15 protein-coding genes are annotated in these 17,547 nt (G+C 38.5%); 5 read left to right on the top strand and 10 right to left on the bottom strand.

The window, feature by feature from the left end; all coding sequences use genetic code 11:
• Positions 1-180: 180 nt before the first annotated feature.
• From AAHF87_RS01365 to AAHF87_RS01375, 3 genes are all read right to left on the bottom strand, one after another.
• Positions 181-957, bottom strand: coding sequence for a hypothetical protein (locus tag AAHF87_RS01365; protein ID WP_342146486.1), 777 nt, complete (start codon positions 955-957; stop codon positions 181-183).
• A 156-nt stretch (positions 958-1,113) separates the two neighbouring features.
• Positions 1,114-1,953, bottom strand: a complete 840-nt coding sequence (locus tag AAHF87_RS01370) for a DNA replication terminus site-binding protein (RefSeq protein WP_342146487.1) — start codon at positions 1,951-1,953, stop codon at positions 1,114-1,116.
• A gap of 301 nt (positions 1,954-2,254) precedes the next feature.
• A complete protein-coding gene (locus AAHF87_RS01375; protein ID WP_342146488.1) occupies positions 2,255-2,677 on the bottom strand; it encodes a response regulator in 423 nt (140 codons plus the stop codon).
• 488 nt (positions 2,678-3,165) lie between these two features.
• Here AAHF87_RS01375 and AAHF87_RS01380 point away from each other — a divergent pair, with 488 nt between their 5' ends.
• The 4 genes from AAHF87_RS01380 to folE all read left to right on the top strand — a co-directional run bounded on the left by AAHF87_RS01380 (position 3,166) and on the right by folE (position 6,404).
• The gene (locus tag AAHF87_RS01380; RefSeq protein ID WP_342146490.1) at positions 3,166-4,212 is read left to right on the top strand and encodes a methionine ABC transporter ATP-binding protein; all 1,047 of its coding nucleotides are present in this window, start codon (positions 3,166-3,168) and stop codon (positions 4,210-4,212) included.
• Entirely contained in the window at positions 4,190-4,843 is a 654-nt protein-coding gene (locus AAHF87_RS01385) for a methionine ABC transporter permease (RefSeq protein ID WP_342146492.1), read from the top strand. Before AAHF87_RS01380 ends, AAHF87_RS01385 begins: the two co-directional genes overlap by 23 nt.
• Positions 4,844-4,928: 85 nt before the next feature.
• A complete protein-coding gene (locus AAHF87_RS01390; RefSeq protein WP_342146493.1) occupies positions 4,929-5,831 on the top strand; it encodes a MetQ/NlpA family ABC transporter substrate-binding protein in 903 nt (300 codons plus the stop codon).
• Between the two features lie 33 nt (positions 5,832-5,864).
• Positions 5,865-6,404: a GTP cyclohydrolase I FolE gene (folE, locus tag AAHF87_RS01395; RefSeq protein ID WP_342146494.1), complete on the top strand. Its 540-nt coding sequence runs from the start codon at positions 5,865-5,867 to the stop codon at positions 6,402-6,404.
• A gap of 136 nt (positions 6,405-6,540) precedes the next feature.
• Here the strand turns inward: folE and AAHF87_RS01400 are convergent, their stop codons facing one another.
• On the bottom strand, positions 6,541-8,043 hold the full coding sequence (locus AAHF87_RS01400; protein WP_342146496.1) for an ArnT family glycosyltransferase: 1,503 nt from the start codon (positions 8,041-8,043) through the stop codon (positions 6,541-6,543).
• Positions 8,044-8,125: 82 nt separating this feature from the next.
• Complete coding sequence (locus AAHF87_RS01405; RefSeq protein WP_342146497.1) at positions 8,126-11,806, bottom strand: pentapeptide repeat-containing protein; 3,681 nt, start codon at positions 11,804-11,806, stop codon at positions 8,126-8,128.
• 205 nt (positions 11,807-12,011) lie between these two features.
• Between AAHF87_RS01405 and lpxO the strand changes: the two genes are divergently transcribed.
• Positions 12,012-13,004 carry a lipid A hydroxylase LpxO gene (gene lpxO / locus AAHF87_RS01410; RefSeq protein WP_342146498.1) on the top strand — a complete coding sequence of 331 codons (993 nt, stop codon included), beginning with the start codon at positions 12,012-12,014 and terminating at the stop codon, positions 13,002-13,004.
• Between the two features lie 23 nt (positions 13,005-13,027).
• Here the strand turns inward: lpxO and AAHF87_RS01415 are convergent, their stop codons facing one another.
• The 5 genes from AAHF87_RS01415 to tmk form a co-directional block, all read right to left on the bottom strand.
• Complete coding sequence (locus AAHF87_RS01415; protein WP_342146499.1) at positions 13,028-13,339, bottom strand: CopG family antitoxin; 312 nt, start codon at positions 13,337-13,339, stop codon at positions 13,028-13,030.
• Between the two features lie 141 nt (positions 13,340-13,480).
• On the bottom strand, positions 13,481-14,989 hold the full coding sequence (locus AAHF87_RS01420) for an adenosine deaminase (protein ID WP_342146501.1): 1,509 nt from the start codon (positions 14,987-14,989) through the stop codon (positions 13,481-13,483).
• A 42-nt stretch (positions 14,990-15,031) separates the two neighbouring features.
• Entirely contained in the window at positions 15,032-15,817 is a 786-nt protein-coding gene (locus AAHF87_RS01425) for a TatD family hydrolase (RefSeq protein ID WP_342146503.1), read from the bottom strand.
• Positions 15,811-16,791 (bottom strand): DNA polymerase III subunit delta', encoded by a 981-nt coding sequence (gene holB, locus AAHF87_RS01430; RefSeq protein WP_342146505.1) that lies wholly within the window; start codon positions 16,789-16,791, stop codon positions 15,811-15,813. Before holB ends, AAHF87_RS01425 begins: the two co-directional genes overlap by 7 nt.
• 2 nt (positions 16,792-16,793) lie before the next feature.
• Positions 16,794-17,450: a dTMP kinase gene (gene tmk / locus AAHF87_RS01435; protein WP_342146506.1), complete on the bottom strand. Its 657-nt coding sequence runs from the start codon at positions 17,448-17,450 to the stop codon at positions 16,794-16,796.
• Positions 17,451-17,547 lie beyond the last annotated feature (97 nt).

Raw genomic sequence — 17,547 nt, forward strand, 5'->3', positions numbered from 1 at the left:
CCCCGTTAATAGAAAAATTTCAAAGCGTAACTCACTCCTTAATGCTTCCGTATACTATTAAGTGTAGTCCCGATAGCTTAAGGTAAAATTAAATCTTTCTTAGGAAGATTGAGTATGGGTACGAAATTGGGGTGCTAAAGCAAGGAAATAAGCCTTTGAGTAACTTATTTCCTCACTATATTATTTAGATTTACACGTAGAGGATGGACAGGATTCTGTTGAGCTAGGATTGGTAGCTGCTTGGTTAGCTGATTGAGGTGAAAAGAAACGAGCGGGAGCACGTGAAACAGAAGCAGACATCTCTTCAATCGGGTTTTTATCATAGGCAAGCAGAAGCTTGTTTAAATCAGCAATAGGTTCTTGTGTCTTCTTACCTTCGAATCTCTGCCAAGCACTTGGACGATTGGGATCAATGATTTGTGTTGCAAAAATACATTGCCTAATTGACGCTTCGCTTTTATCACGGTAAGCATACGTTGCTTCAGAAATTTTTCCTATGAAAGGTGTATAATCTTTAGCTTCATCAATTTGTTGTAAAACAAAGTTTGGGCGCTTTTTACAAAACACGTCAAACTGTGTTCGATCAACGTTTTCTCTATGTTTGACATAGAAGATGATGACGGGATTTTCTTCTAACTTCTTTAATGTTAAAACGCGGCCGAGTACCGTGGATAATTGTTCTGGATCTTTTAACTTTTCCTCTGGAATGAGTCCCGCTGGAATAGCATCTGGGTGGTCTGGTTTTAATTCATATAATTTACTTTGCTCGTTGAATTGCACGGCATCCGGAGAGATATACAGTGGTGTTAATGGAAACTTTACAAAAAAGATCGCTCTCCCATTTTTATCAGCGGCTAATTGTTCCTCAATTTCACGTTGCTCACCGACAATTTTTTTTCTTGATTGCGCTTCATCCTCAAGTTGCTTATTAGTTTCTGCGTTTAACGCTGCAAGCATAATATTTTCTCCAGTTTTTTTGAGATTTTTATTCAGATAATAATTAATTATTTATAAAAAATTAAAAAGTCAATAAATTTAAACATGTTAAAAAATAAAGTGCAATAGTTAGATAATTCAATGAATAGCTTGAGTATGCCGATATTTAATTAGTCGTTAATTAACGACTTCTTTTTTATATCGATACACACTGATAGACGGCAAAAAAGCTACCGAATCAATTTGTTTGTCCATACGCATTTTGCGTTTTTGTTCCCGAGGTTTAGAAAAACAAACAATAGGATTCGGCAATTTTTGATCATGTAAATAAAATAAAGGCAAAGCAGTTCGAATATCTTCATAAGCTGAGCAATTATTTTCTTTAAACGCACCGATATTCACCACCCAACCAGGTTTAATCGCGCGGTGCTTAATGAGTTTAGTGTGATGCGGTAAACCACTTAATTTTGCTTTTTGTATATCAATATGTAAGCCCTGCCCTGCTTTATCCAATAGCTTTTCTGAAGCTTGTTTGGATAATTGTTTGCTCGTAGTGTGTTTACCTTTAGTCCATGCTACGCGTCGCGGATGATAGGCTACGTATATAATATGTCGAAAAACCTGTTTCAGTTTTACGCCTGGATAACCAGCGTGCGCTAAGCTGTCACGAATAAATTTAGTCATATCTTGGTCTGAGCTTTGCTGACAAACACGCACTAGTTCTTTAAACATAGTTTTAGACCGGTTAACTTTGTCAATTAACGCTAAGGTTTGCGGCGTGCCCGCTACAACTCCTGGGCATTTAAAGGTTTCCTGTGGCGATAAACCGGGTGTTGGGAAAAAATTTGCTAAGGCAAAGGTGACTTTATCCCGATTCCTAACAAAAACTTCGTTACCATTATCTACCCAGAGTGGTAATTCTCCGAGCTCATTTTGAATATGTGCATTACAGATATTGATGGTTTGTAATAACGCTGTAAAACAGCTAACGAATTGCGGCGCAAAATCTATTAACACAGCATCTCCTTAGAAAAAAGCAAGCTAGATATTATCTATGTTTATCCCATAACCCATAAAAAGACATGGCACGCTACTATGATATCAAATGTTAACTATTAATCACGTCTTTTTGACAAGATATAATAATGTCGATGCAGCAGGTTTCGTCGCTTAAAAAGGGTTGATGTTGATATAGATTAAAACCACTTTTAAATAAACAATATAGGATTGAAGAAAAATACAAGTGTAAATCTATATAGTTGGTTATGGGATAAACTATGTGTATTAGTCTTTATCCCAGTCCCTTTAAAAATTAAATCTAATTAAATCGTGATAATTCTTCCAGTCGAGAATGGCAAAAGTCAATGGCCCTGGCTAGGGTTTGCTTATTAAAAGGTTTAATGAACACCACGTCAGCGCCTAAATACAGACATTTTTGTTGCATAGGTCCATCGGCATGGGCGGTAGCGACAATCAACGGTGTTTCCAGATTGGTCGCAAACTCACGTGTCGCACGTATAACTGATTCACCGGATTGATCAGGCAAGCCTAAATCTAACACGATAAGCTTATAAACATAATGTTCTATGCGTTCAATTGCCGTTGCAGCATTGCTTACGACCTCTACGGTATAGCCCAACTCACGAAGACAATGACTTTGTACCTTTTGGCAAAAAATATCATCCTCTATGAGTAAGGCACGACGTTCTTCTAAGGCAGGTTGTTTTTCTAAATTATTCATAAAATCATCCATTAATTTTTAATTTTATTTTTTAATGCACACATTATTTTCTAGTATTAAATGAGATTAATAACAAAAAAATCGATTGTAATTTATTTTATAATAGCGTTGTCGGTTACGCATCGACAATCTCTAAGTTAATTTAAACTGAATTTATCTTCTTGGGATATATGCTAGGTACATTAAAGATGCGTGTCAAGTCATTAAATTTTTTTTTCATATATTTTTAAAAAATAAATATAAAAATTTTTTTCTATTAAAAAAAGTGATAGGTAACTTAGTTATTAGTTAAAAACATACATTTTTTTCTTAGAGGCTTAGCTCTCAATCGAGTCATAGCGTTGATTTCACGAAGAGAACTCAATAAGATAGCCACTCAAAAAGAAAAATATAAAATACAGTATAAGGCAACTTCTTCTTGCGTTCTTTATCTAAGTACCGATAATACCTTTGAGACTCGCTCCTCTTAGCGGAATACCACTTAAAAGATGATAGAACTTATTGATATCGCAAAAATTTATAATAGTTTAGACCGCCCTATCTATGCCCTACGCAACATTAATCTAAGCATTCGCCAAGGAGAAATATTTGGTATTGTCGGCCAAAGCGGCGCCGGCAAAAGTACACTGATAAGATGTATCAATCTGTTAGAAAGACCTAGCCAAGGACAAGTTTGGGTTGATAAGCAAGAATTAAGCTCATTGAAGATTGCCGATTTACGCTTAGTCAGACGACAGATAGGTATGATATTTCAACAATTTAATTTACTGACTGCAAAAACGGTGTATGAAAATATTGCTTTACCATTGAAATTTGCCCATTATTCAGCATCAGAAATTCAAGCGGCCATTGCTCCATTATTACATCTTACTGGTTTAAGCGATAAGCAGCATGCTTATCCGTCACAACTCAGCGGCGGTCAAAAACAACGCGTGGCTATTGCACGTGCACTCGCCAGTCAACCCAAAGTATTACTCTGCGATGAAGCGACATCGGCGCTGGATCCACACACCACGCAAACTATTCTGCAATTATTAAAAGATATTAATCAGCGCTTAGGGATTACCATTGTATTAATTACACATCAAATCGATGTTGTAAAAAGTATTTGCGACCGGGTTGGCTTGCTGGATCAAGGCTCGATCATTGAAATCGCCGATGTCGTCAGTTTTTTCACTGACCCAAAAACAAGCTTAGCCCAGAAATTCGTTAGTGTGGGTTTAAAACATGAATTACCTCCCCTATTACAAAAACGGCTTCATGCACAAAAAAAAGCGTGTAGCCACGCCGTACTCAGAATAATATTTCAGGGACATGCTGCCGCTGAACCTTTAATCGCCCATGTTATGCGCGAAATGGGTATCCATCTGAATATTTTACAAGCCAATATTGAATGTCTTAAAGAAACAATCTTAGGTATCATGGTAGTCGAAGTCATGGGGGATCAAGCGCCTTTACCTGAAGGGATACAGTATTTAATTAATAAAGGACTTCATGTAGAGATTATGGGTTATGTCGACGAATCTATTGTTTGAATTACTCATCGCCACTGGAGAAACACTGTATATGGTGTTGGTCTCAGGTCTACTGGCACTGCTATTCGGATTAGCTTTGGGTGTATTGTTATTTAGCACGCGTCAAACCAATTTATTGCCGATGCCATTACTTAACAAAACTTTATCTTTAATGGTTAATATAGCACGTTCAATTCCATTCATTATTTTAATGTTAGCTATTATTCCTTTTACGCGTTTATTAGTCGGGACATCGATAGGCACGAGCGCTGCTATCGTACCCTTAACCTTAGCCACCGTGCCATTTTTTGCACGCATGATAGAAAATAATCTCAATCAGCTGCCCGCCGGTTTAATTGAGACCGGACTCGCTATGGGCGCCACGACCTGGCAATTAATTCCTGCTATTCTCCTGACAGAAGCGCTACCGGGTATGGTAGGCACGTTAACCACGACTTTTATTACTTTAATAGGTTATTCTGCCATGGCAGGAGCGGTCGGGGGTGGTGGCATAGGTGATTTAGCGATACGCTATGGTTACCAACGTTTTGATGCGGGCGTGATGCTCATGACTATCCTGATCCTTATCGCCTTAGTACAAGGCATACAGCATTTAGGAGATTATTGGGCAAAACGTTTAAACCATCACTAGGTTTAGATTGCCGCGCGCTACGCGCTCGCAATGACGAGATTTGCTTTACATGCTCGCAATGACGAGATTGGCTTATGACTCGCACATGACGAATAAAGATAAACGTCATGACGAACGAATGAGCGTGGCCATCCATAAAAATTTTTTACTCAGTTTTGCCTTGGAATTATTTAAGATGCTAAAAAAAATTCTTCATTTCATGCAGTTATCCTTATTGATAAGTGGCCTATTAAGCGTAAGCGCTTGCCATCAGCGTGAAAATCCACATCAAATTCGTTTAGGCACGATTAGCGGACCAGAAACCGAGCTTATGCAAGTCGCTAAACAAGTGGCGCAACGCGATTATGGCTTAAAAATAAAAATTATTGAATTCTCTGACTATTCGCTGCCTAACCGAGCCTTAAACGATGGGAGTCTTGATGCCAATCTATTTCAACATCAAGCTTTTTTAAGCGACGAAATTCAGAACCGCGGTTATCCATTGGTCGCCATAGCCAAAGAATTTATTTATCCTATGGCGATTTATTCAGTAAAAATCCAGCATTTAAACGAACTAAAAGCGCATGCCAGCGTGGCGATTCCCAATGATCCCAGCAATGAAGCCCGCGCATTGTTATTACTCAGTCAAGTTGGCCTAGTGACACTGGACGCGCATAAAGGCACATTGATGACACCTGCCGATATCCTGCATAATCCCAAACAATTAGACATCAAAGAGCTAGACGCCGCGCAATTGCCGCGTGTACTGGCTGATGTCGATCTAGCAGTGATAAATGCTAACTATGCTGCACTCGCGCATCTCTATCCGCAGCAAAACGCGCTCTTTAGTGAAGGTCGACACTCTACTTATGCTAATCTATTAGTCATTAAAGCAAGCGCTAAAAATAATCCTAAATTTATTAATTTAATTAAGGCCATACACTCCCCTGAGGTTTTAGCCGCCGCCGATAAATTATTTCATGGGTCAGCCATTCCAGCTTGGAAGTAGCTCGCGAAATTAAACTTAATAAGAAGACACCTGATGGAAAAGCATATTAAAGCAATTTTAAGCGCACTTGGAGAAGACACTGAGCGTGAAGGCTTAAAAAACACGCCATTACGCGTCGCTAAATCTTTACGCTATTTAACCAGCGGTTCGCGTGAATCGTTAGATGAGCTTTTAAATGGCGCGGTATTTCGTTCAGCGATGGAAGAAATGATCTTAGTCAAAGACATAGAATTATATTCGCTTTGCGAGCATCACTTATTACCTTTTATCGGCGTCTGTCATATTGCCTATATTCCGAACGGAAAAATCATCGGCTTATCAAAAATTTCGCGGATTATTAATTTTTATGCCCGACGTTTACAGATTCAAGAAAACTTAACGCGTCAAATCGCCGATACCTTGATGAAAGTACTCGATGCCAAAGGCGTTGCTATCATTATTGAAGCCAAACATCTGTGTATGATGATGCGTGGCGTTGAAAAACAAAAGGCTTCGATGAAAACCTCGGTGATGCTCGGTCTATTTCGACAAGATTTACGCACACGATCAGAGTTCTTAAGCTTAGTCGTCTAAATTTGCGCAGCACAGCAAATTTTTTGTCATTGCGAGCGCAGAAAATCTTAATCGTCATTGCGAGCGCATAGCGCGCGGCAATCCAACTAGATGGCCACGGCCTCACTAACGTTTCGGCCTCGCCATGACGGGGCCCTTAATTTTTAAAGTATTTTAAGTAGAAAAAACTCGGTGCATGCGGCAAATACGGCGGGTCGATCCAATAGGTATCATTAATCGCCTTTAATATGTTTTGCCGATAGACCGGATAATTAAATTGGGTACCGACCAAATAATAAAAAGCAGCCTCTTTATAATAAAAAGTATGCAACGTCACATGCTGAAAATAAGGCTTATAATCCTTATAAACCAACGGTGTACGTGAAAAAATTAAAAAGTTTTTATTTTCAAAATCTTTGAAATTGGTAATTAAATCATCTTCACGACCATGATAAGAACCTTTTAAGAATACCGAAGCATAATCATGCGTGTCGAAAAAAAATAAGCAAGCGTCCGCGTAATTAGGGCTAGCATAAATAATTGCTTGCGAATATTTTGCTTTCAGCAAGTCATTAATGGTCTTATGATGAAAAAAATAGACGATCTTATTATAGTTTAGAGTGAAAACATCCCGTTGTTGTATCGATTTGAGTGGAATAAGCAATAAACTAATAATCAATATCAGCTGTAGGCCGGTCCAATAAAGTGTAAATTTCAATAGTTTTCTGAGTGTTTCGGTCGTCAAATACCTGCCAGCCCAAACATAAATGAAAGGAATAAATGCAAGTGGCCAATGTAACCCTATGGGTTTAACACTACTCAACAAGAAAAATATTAACAGTGGTATAAAAAAGAAATAAAATAAGGCTTGTTGCTTTAATAGCTGTTTAGGAAACTTGGCCACCGCGAATACTAATGGCGGTGTAATGAGGTACAATAAAATAAGTGCATATCCCAATAGTGTCTTAAAACTAAAACCCATATCATTGTTTCGATTGTAAATATTAAATAAAATATTCGACCAATCATGTTGATAATTCCAATAGATATTCTGTATGGCGAAAGGCAGAGTAAATAAAGCTAACAAACCTAAACCGATAAGGCGTGCACGATTGGGTGCAATAAAAAGGAAATACACGGCATAGGCTAAGCCTAATAAACACGCAAAATACTTAGAGAAAAATGCTAAACCTAAAAACAATCCACCCAGAGCAAACCAACGCCAGTCGTCATTTTTCCTTAACGCCTGTAACACGCACATGACCGATAAAAAGGAAAATATAAATAAAGGCGTATCGGTGGTAATAATAATATTGAATAAACTAATCGGAGCAATCATTAATAAGATGCTAGCAAAAGCCGCGCGCTCTGGATCCTCTGGTTTTAGATATAGATAGGTCACGACACCTAATATAAGACTCGTGAAGAGTGCCGGTAGGCGTAGCGTCACAGCATGATGACCGAATTGCAACAGCGGGTATAACACAAACCCTATCATCGGCGGATGATCATAGCCGCCGCCACTGAGATAAGCACCCCATATGGCATAATAGGCTTCATCCGCGGTAACAGGAATAAACCAGGCCAATAGGAATTTAATGGCGAGTACGCAAAAAAGCGCTATAGCAACGCGGGTTACTGGAGAAATAGAGTGTTTCACTTGTTATTTTTAGTTGATATTGTAAATAAAAGAAACTATGCCGATACTAACCCTAGCCAAATATAAAAACAAGTACAGGGCTTTAGGCAAACGCTACTTGCACTTGTTCAATTTCTCCATTATTTAACACTTGATCCTCGTCTGCTGATTTTGGTGCTTTTTTACGCCAGAAGCTACTCGGAGAATTACAAGTTTTTTTTGCTAGTGTGTATGTTTCTTCGCCGGTTTTAAAAAATAATCCTTGGAGTAATTGCATACAAACCACAGGAATTATTTCTAGGTACTCACTGGCAAATAAACTGGGATTCCATAATAATGCCCACGTTAAAGATTGCACGAAAAAACACATCAATTTATTATGGATAGTTTCAGCGATCTTTTGTGTCAAAGGCTGTCCGGCAATAACGCCTAAAAAATTGAGCATAAAGTAAGTAAAAAATCTTGCGAATTTTTCTTCTATTTCTTCGTCTTGATCAAATAAGACATAATTGCATGCGGAACTTATTAAGGCGGATAGAAAAGGTTTAAATCCATACGTCATGTAAGCTGGAAGCGAGGGACATTTTTCTTGGTAGCTTTCAACGACATGGTCAAAATGGGCAGAAATAAGTCCTGCTATCCACGCTGACACGGGCAAAGGTAGCATAATCTCTATTTTTTCTAAATCGTTTTTAGCCTTTTTAGAATAAAGCACAAGGTCAGTTTCAGTTAAGGTTTTTGTTAAATTAGACTTCATAGCATGATCTACTTTTTTAGCTGTTTGTTCGAGAAGAGCAGAACGTTTAAACCTATAAGTATCATAACTGTTTAAGTATTTTCTTTCACGACACGCATCTTTATCTCTCATGACATAACCATCGCGGATGCCAACTTGAGTAGCCATGGCATATAAGTTCTTTTTATGTTGGTTTAAGCTATAATCCCAATCTTCGCTGAGATTAAAAATTTCATTTAATTTCTCGGCAAGAACTACTTTTTTATTGGTAAACTCCAGTGTATGCGTAGCTTTTTCAGGTTGTTTGTATAAATCCCATAAAACCAGAAAGTAAGGTTTTTCCGATTCTAAACCACGGGTAAGTACATTAGTAATAGTAAGACCATCTTCAATACGAAAAAATGAATCCTGATCCATCCGGGCCGGTATAATAACCGCGCTATTTTTTTCTAATCTTGCCAGGCTCAGAAAATCAACATTATTATTACTCGCAGGAAACAAGCAGGGAGTTGGCTTTATCTGCATTTTCAAACCACGACCGGTTATTTTTGTCGCTGCTGTATTGAGAATAATTTCCAAATTTTGATACCACCGATCGACTAAAGCATTTTTTAAATGGATAGAAATAACCGATATATTTTTTTTAGTTGTTTGGCTAGAAATCTGAAAAAAACGCTGAATAATGAGGTCATTATTATCTGTCACTAACTTGACAGATAAGCTTGAATTAAAATTTTCCTGTATTTGTCGTGCTAATATTTGGAAATCTATCAACCTCGTACCCGTTTCTTTCGATCCATACAAGGTAACCGCGGGTAAAGGTAACTGAGTGCGATTAAATCTGTCATACCCAGAAATCACCACTTTTCCATCGCCTACAATATGACAATCGTCAGTAAGAGAATTATGCATCCATTGGTCTTTGTTAGAGCCGAACATAGTCACTTCATGCGTAGCAGAGTTAGTCACCATTAAGCTAATTTTTAGACGATTTACCAGGCCCAAATAGCTATCGATGATCTCTGTTATAGATAGATGACTGGTAATATGGCCCAGCCAGTTTTGCTCATCCTCAAGCATAAGTTCAGCATGGCTAAATTTTAAAACCGTCTTGTAGGGCAAAACTGCACTAACATTTCTTACAACATTAACAATAGGTCTTTTGAAATTCGTTGGACTCACTAATTGAGTCAGCATATAGCGAATAAGCGTTGGATTCGATATCGTCAAGTTATTACAACTGAATTGACAAGGATTAAAAATTTCAGGATATTTTATCAACATACGTGAATATTCAGAGGCATTGAGCGTACCTCTTAACCAATTTCTTGATGACTCTATAAGATTACTATCTGATTTCAATTGATAAAAAAAGAGAGTTTCCGGACTTGATAACCATTTATAAATAGAAATAGCTTGCGTGATTTCTAACAGCTCCCGTATTTCACTAGACAAAAAATCAATGCTGATAGCATACGAAGCATTATTTTTTGTTATAGAAAAAGTGTTTATATCAAAAAGCGTGGTATTAAAAATAAGCGCCGTGTTATTGTTTTCGGATAGTGGCTCTAAATCTATAGGTCTGTTAAATAATAACTCACGGTGTAAGATGGTTTTTTCCTTAAAATTTAAAAAAGCATTTTTCACTGTTGTGGAATTTTTCAATTCTTCTGATCGACTCACTATATACTGCTTATATTTAGGCAGTAACACAGCAATTTTTTCAAATTTAATTAAATCTTTTACCGTATTAACAACATTTATATTTCCAGTAAGCTTAACTGCTTCAGCCAATTGCAACCATTGTTGTCGTTTAGTCTCCTTTGAATTTCTAATTTCACTCATCAATGATTCGCTTTTCACAACGATCTGATCGATAACACAAGTATGATTAGCAACAACTCTATCCACATCATTCCAAAAAATTTCACAATCGGTGAGTGGATCCCACTGCGTAGGTAAGCATCGAGATAGAAAAGCAGTTGGACTTTCTTGAGAGGTCAATGCAAAAATGGGTATACGAACCGGATATTTTTTGAGATTTTCTTCCTTTACCAAGGACCAGGCATAAGTAGGACCATACCAAGGTCGCCAATGATTTAAATTTACTTGATCAATGGGTGTCGTTTCTAGATTAACTCCCGTCACATTAGTGTGCAATAAACTCATTCCATTGAGCTTAGCACCTCTTAAGTTCGCATAATCTAAATTTGCAAAATGAAAAATTGCTTTAGTTAGGTTAGCTCTTGATAAATCAGCTTTCCGCAAATTACTGTCACGTAAATCAGCTCCAAATAAATCAGCGTCCATTAACTGGGCCTGTTGCAAGTTAGCCCTCGTTAATAGTGCCTCTTGTAAGTTGGTAGCTGCAAGAATAGCGCCAGTTAAATCACTTTTTCTGAAATTTACATTTTTTAAATAGCTTTCAAACCATATGGTTTCAATAAGTTTAGCATTGTCAACCTTTGCCTGAAATAAATTAGCACACGTCAGATCGGATCCTTCTAAATTAATAAAGCTCAGTTCAGCATTAGCGAGATCCGCATCGATAAAAACGGATTCAAATAGATAAGCACCATTCAGCTTAACTTGTTTAAGATTCGCTTTACTGAAACTTACATGGGTTCCTTTGACATGTTTTAACGTGGCATTAAAAAAATTCGCCCCTATACATTCCGCGTCTGATAATTCAGCCTGATTTAAATTCGCATGCGATAAGTCTGCTGAATTTAAAACACTCTGTTTCAGATCCGCTTTTTCTAAATTGGCACCGATGAATTTACAGCCAGAAAAATCTAAATTCCTTAGTAGCATGGGGAAAATAGCATCAGAAAAATCTAGCCCTGAAAAAATAGAAATATTTCTGTTAGTTTGCTTAGCATCTTGATGGATTTGAGCAAAATCAACCTCACCTAAATCCCATTTTCTAAAATCTTTTTTACCGCTAAACAATAATTGTAAAAACAACTCCGTCGACATGCTTGGAAAAGAATCATTAGAAAAAAAACTGGAAGTGGTTATCTTCTCTAAACTACTTAGCGTGGGCATATATGTCCTTATTATATTTGTAGGAAATAAATTTTATTTAAAAAATAAATAAACTTGAAAAAATAATTTTTTATAAAAAACGAAATTACTCAGACAGTCTAGGTTATTCACACTAAGGTATCAATAACTTTTAAAAGATAAGATCTATTTTAATCTAAATTAAATATATAATCTATTATTTCTGAGTTAAATAAGAACCATATGGATGATGAAAAAAACGCTTATTCTTTATTTTCTTCAGCTTAACTTATATTATAAGCTTGCCCATTTTGGGGCAATCGGGAAAGAAGCGCCAATGAAATATATCGTGGTTTTTTTATTTTTTTTAAGTGTTTATTATATCCATCGACGTGGAAAAGAGCGATATACATTTTGGCGCCAGCTTTCTGATCATTCGACTTTTTTTGCACCGCTGAATACCTTTATGTACCTGTTTTCAGCTGTACCCAGTACACCTTATCTAAAATTGGAAGCTTTTCCTGAATTAGAAATATTAGGTCAAAATTGGCAGTTGATTCGTGAAGAAGGCATGAATCTTCTAGCTCAACAACACGTTAAAGCCTCTAAAAAGTATGATGATGCCGGATTTAATTCTTTTTTCAGAACCGGTTGGAAACGTTTTTATCTGAAGTGGTATAGCAGCCATCATCCTTCGGCCGCGATTCACTGCCCGAAAACCACCGCGTTATTAAAAACCCTGCCCTCAGTTAAAGCCGCCATGTTTGCGGAATTACCCGATAAAAGTCGTTTACCCAGACATCGCGACCCCTACGCCGGTTCCTTACGTTATCATTTAGGTCTCATGACACCCAATGATGATCGTTGCCATATCAATGTTGACGGCACATTATATAGTTGGCGCGATGGCGAAGGCGTCATCTTTGATGAAACCTATATTCATTATGCTGAAAACACCAGCGGTCAAAATCGTTTAATCTTATTTTGCGATATTGAACGACCCTTAAAATATCGCTGGGCACAAAAGTTTAATTATTTAATGGGCCGTTATTTAATGAGCGCTGCCGCCGCACCGAATGATGAAACCGATGATACGGGTGGTGTGAATCGCATCTTTAAATATGTTTATTTTATCCGCCGCGTCGGCAAACGCATTAAACAATGGAATAAACCTACTTATTATTTGATTAAATGGACCTTATTTGGTGGCATCGCTTCTGCCCTCTTTTTTGCACTGTAATCGGACTAAATTGTATCTAAGTTTTAAGCCGCTTCTATGAAATGTCCTGCGGCGTATTCATGTAAAACACTGGCAATAAAGGTTTGATAAGGCAAGCCTTTATAAGCTGCTTTTTGTTTCAGACGTTCCAAATCACCACTTGAAAGACGAAGTGTTACCCGAGCATCCTTACGCTGAAAGTTAGCAGCAGCTTCTCTAGCTAAATTCATTTCTTTTTTGAGATTTTTAATACTTTTTAGTTTTCCGCGGTCAAGAGCCTTATCAATAGCATCACTCATGGCTTGTTCTTCTTTATCTAGCTTACTATCAAGCCTGTTACTCTTTGTCTTTTTCATGCTTTTTACCTTGTAAATAATGTCAGAAGAAGTTCTGGGTGGAAAGCGTAACTATATTGCTGATTTTGAAGTATACGATCAAAGGGCGAGTGATGTTAATCATGCCGTGGTTGATATTTATATTGGCATAAAATAAAGCAGTTACTGACAATGCGATTTCATAAATGCTTGCTCAAATTTTAAAAATTGTTGTTCTAATTTCCATTGGCTATCAGCTTTTTCATTGCTAGCCAAAAAACGTTGACAACATGCAGACAACTTACCGGTGCTTAAGCTATCTCTACACGGCGAAACCGGATGCTGATAATTGGCATCTTGCCAAAAACTCGCTCCCGGTAAAAAACTATACTGAATACTATTACGCACTAATTGCTTTAAGCTTGAATAGGAAAAATGGTAGTTTGACACGGCTAATTGGAATTGTTCGGTCAGATTGGTTCTTAATACGCCTTCATCATCCGTGGATAAAGCGACCGGTATGTGATGTTGTCTATATAGCAATATCGGATGCTGTCGCCCTTTGACGTTTAATAGCGCGGCATTACTACTGAGGTTGATTTCGACCAGTATCTGTTTTTTAGCCATTTCCTGCAGTAATTGCATGAAGTTATCTTCATGCCGAATATCTACACCATGACCAATACGATTTGCGTGTGCAAGCTCTACTGCTTGCCGAATATGAAAGCGTAAACCACTCATAGGCACCAAACCAGGCACCAATTCACCGGCGTGTAAACTAATTTTTACGTGGGGATAGATATGATGTAAAAATCCTAGCATCTGCATTTGCAAGGTGTAATCACGCATGGATATTTTTCCATCTTCCGCTTGCACTAAATTAATACCCACGACACGTGGATCGCGGTTCGCCAATTCGAAACCGGTTAATAGCTGCGCAAACACTTGTGTTGGTGGCTGTTCGCGTAACACTTGATATAAATAACGTAATTTAAAATCGGGACACAGCTGCTTACCGGGCCCCGTCAAAAATCCTTGTATGTGCTTTTGGTAAGCATCGAATTGCTTGGAAATATCCGACACGATAGGGATAACTCCTGTTTTTAAAAGTTTTTCACGTAAGCAAGTTAAATTATCATCCCAGGCAAACTTACTGCCTAATAATCCCGATTTATCATCATCTGGCATGATCATGAGTTCCAGATACAACAGATTTTCTCGGCAGGCCCTTTGCACCGCTTCATCCACCATCTCGGCACGATGCTTCATTAAAATAGGTAAATATTTTTCAAACGTCGCAAAAAAATGATCGTGCCCCGATTCTTTCCCGGGTCGAAAATGTCGCATCGACCAGGCGTCAATGGTTTGATTGTATAAAGAAGGAAATTTTTGGATCTGAGCTACTGAGTATTGTTTCGGGCAATTCAGATCGCTATGCACAGCAAAACTGTTGGCGTTAACACACAAAGCATCGTGTTTCGCATAACGCAGCATATTTTCTGCCATACTCACACCACCAAGATGATTATGTAGATCACCGCCTTTTGGCATCGCCTGCAAAAAAACGCTTAATTTTTTTGGCTGTGTCTGTATTGAATCAAAATACGCAGCCGTTGCCAGTGACGCATCGGTTTGTGCCACGCATAGACTAAAACTAAATAACAATATGACAAAAGTAAGTATGCGCATCATTAAACGTCTCTCTTAAAAAATAAACGTCTATCCAGTGACGAGCTAATTTCGTTGTGCTTGCTTAAATAAATTAAAAAAATTAATGGTGGTTTGTTCGGCAATTTCATCTAAGGAACATTCACGCAATTCGGCTAAAAATTCGGCAACATAACGCACATACGCAGGTTGATTCGGCTTACCACGAAACGGATGCGGCGCTAAATAAGGCGCATCGGTTTCAATTAACAGACGTTCCAAAGGCAATTTTTGCGCGATAGATTTTAAATCCGCTGCATTTTTGAAGGTTAAAATTCCGGAAAAAGAAACATAAAAATTATTCTCTTTAATAGCCACTTCAGCCATAGCTAAATCTTCAGTGAAACAATGTAATACACCTCCCACTTGCTCGGCGCCCTCTTCTTTTAAGAGTCGTAGCGTATCTTCGCGCGCCTGCCGTGTATGCACGATAAGCGGCTTATTCACGGCAATGGCAGCACGAATATGTTGACGAAAACGCTGCTGTTGACATTCTTGTTGCGTATTTTCCCGATAATAATCCAAACCGGTTTCACCAATAGCCACCACCTTAGGGTGTTGTGCAAGCTTAATCAATTCATCTAATGTCGCTTCTTCAGCAACTTGTTCGGTGGGATGGACACCCACTGAAGCAGAAACATCTTTAAATTGCTCAGCAATCGCTAACACCGCTGGAAAATTGGCTAAATCAATACATACACACAGAAAATGGCCGACGCCTTGCTCTCTAGCAAAGTCCAGACAGGCACCTAAGTCTTTTTTAAAATAATTTAGATCCAAGCGATCCAGGTGGCAATGTGAGTCAACTAACATGATTTACCTTGTATAGCCCAACGAGCAAACAGATCTTCTAACATTAAAGATAGATTCAGCGTAATTTTAGCCGTGTGCGCGCGTAATAGCACTAAGCCCTCATAATACTGTAGCAAAAAATCCGTCGACAAACACGTCGCTAACTGCGCCAGCGCGTCTTCTATGGCTGTATATCCATTCAGTAACTGGCATTTTAGCAATTCGCTAACGACATTCAATAAGGTAGACAATAATTGCTGCACATCGGTTTTCACATAACGCGCAGCACAGAGTATCGGATCCAGTTTTTGATCGAATAAATGTGCTAATGATGCCAATAATTCGGTATAAAACAGATAATAATTCTGCTGCGCATACGTTAATGCGAGTAACGGTGCTCCGGACGATAAATGATGTAGTTTATCCAGTGGTGTTGACGCCGGGAGTTGCTGTGCTAACCAAGCCGTCGCTAGCGATTTTTCGGGTGTCGCAAAACGTATCACTTGGCAACGGCTGCGGATAGTGGGTAATAAACCTTCAATTTTTTCAGTCAGTAAAATAAATAAGGTACGTTCGCTGGGCTCTTCTAAACTTTTTAATAAGGCGTGACTAGCAGCCACCAATAAACTATCTGCTGGATTAATCAGAATAATTTTATAGGCCGCTTGACTGGTGTGATTTAATTTTTCGATCACTGTACGTATTTGATCAATTTTAATCCCCTGACTAGATTTTTCTGTAGCCAACAGACACAGATCCGGATGTGTACCCGCTGCCACCCAGGCACAATCGCAACAAAGCTGACATGCAAACTGCTGCACAGGCTGTTTACATAATAAGGTTTTGGCAAAATTTGTCGCAAACAAAGCTTTACCTAAGCCGCTTTGCCCTACCAGCAACAAGGCATGCGGTAAACGACGCTCTTGATGACAACGATAAAGCTGTTGCCATTGTGGAATATGCCATGGTAAAGGCGTCGAATAGTTAGCCAGCATCGTTATTCATCCGATTTTACCCATAGTACTAAGCGTTGATCCAAGACTTGCTTAATTTGTTTTTGCACATCCTTTAATGAACGACTCGCATCTATCACATGATAACAGTCAGGCATTTGTTTGGCGCGTTCTAGATAGCTGGCACGCGCACGCGAAAAGAAATCTTGTTTTTCTGCTTCAATGCGATCCACGGCTTTTCGATGATGCGTACGCCGTAAAGCAATATCGACCGGCGCATCGAGTAATAACACCGTATCCACTTTTAAATCTTGTTGTACCCACAACTGTAAACTCCGAATAAAGGCGAGATCGATGCCTCTACCGCCGCCTTGATAAGCATAACTGGTTTCGGTAAATCTATCACACAGCACCCAATCACCACGCTGTAAGGCCGGTTTAATCACATAGTGTATGTGTTGTGCGCGTGCAGCAAAAAATAATAATAGTTCTGTTTCAGGAATGATGGTTTCCGGTGCAAAATCGGATTGTAACACTAAAGCGCGGATGGCTTCGGCCACTTCTGTGCCGCCTGGTTCACGCGTGACGGTCAGTGCGATGCCGGCTTGCTGTAAATAATCAGCAACAAACTTAAGTTGCGTGGACTTCCCTACCCCTTCTATACCTTCTAAGGTGATAAAACGCGCCTGAGTGATTTGCATAACACTTCCGATAAAATATTTCAGCAATTATACGCATAATCGTAGGAATATCGCGAATAGTGCTTAGAAAAGCTCCGTCATGGCGAGTGAATACCGC

This window comes from Rickettsiella endosymbiont of Aleochara curtula (genome assembly GCF_964030935.1).
Classification (GTDB): Bacteria; Pseudomonadota; Gammaproteobacteria; order Diplorickettsiales; family Diplorickettsiaceae; genus Aquirickettsiella.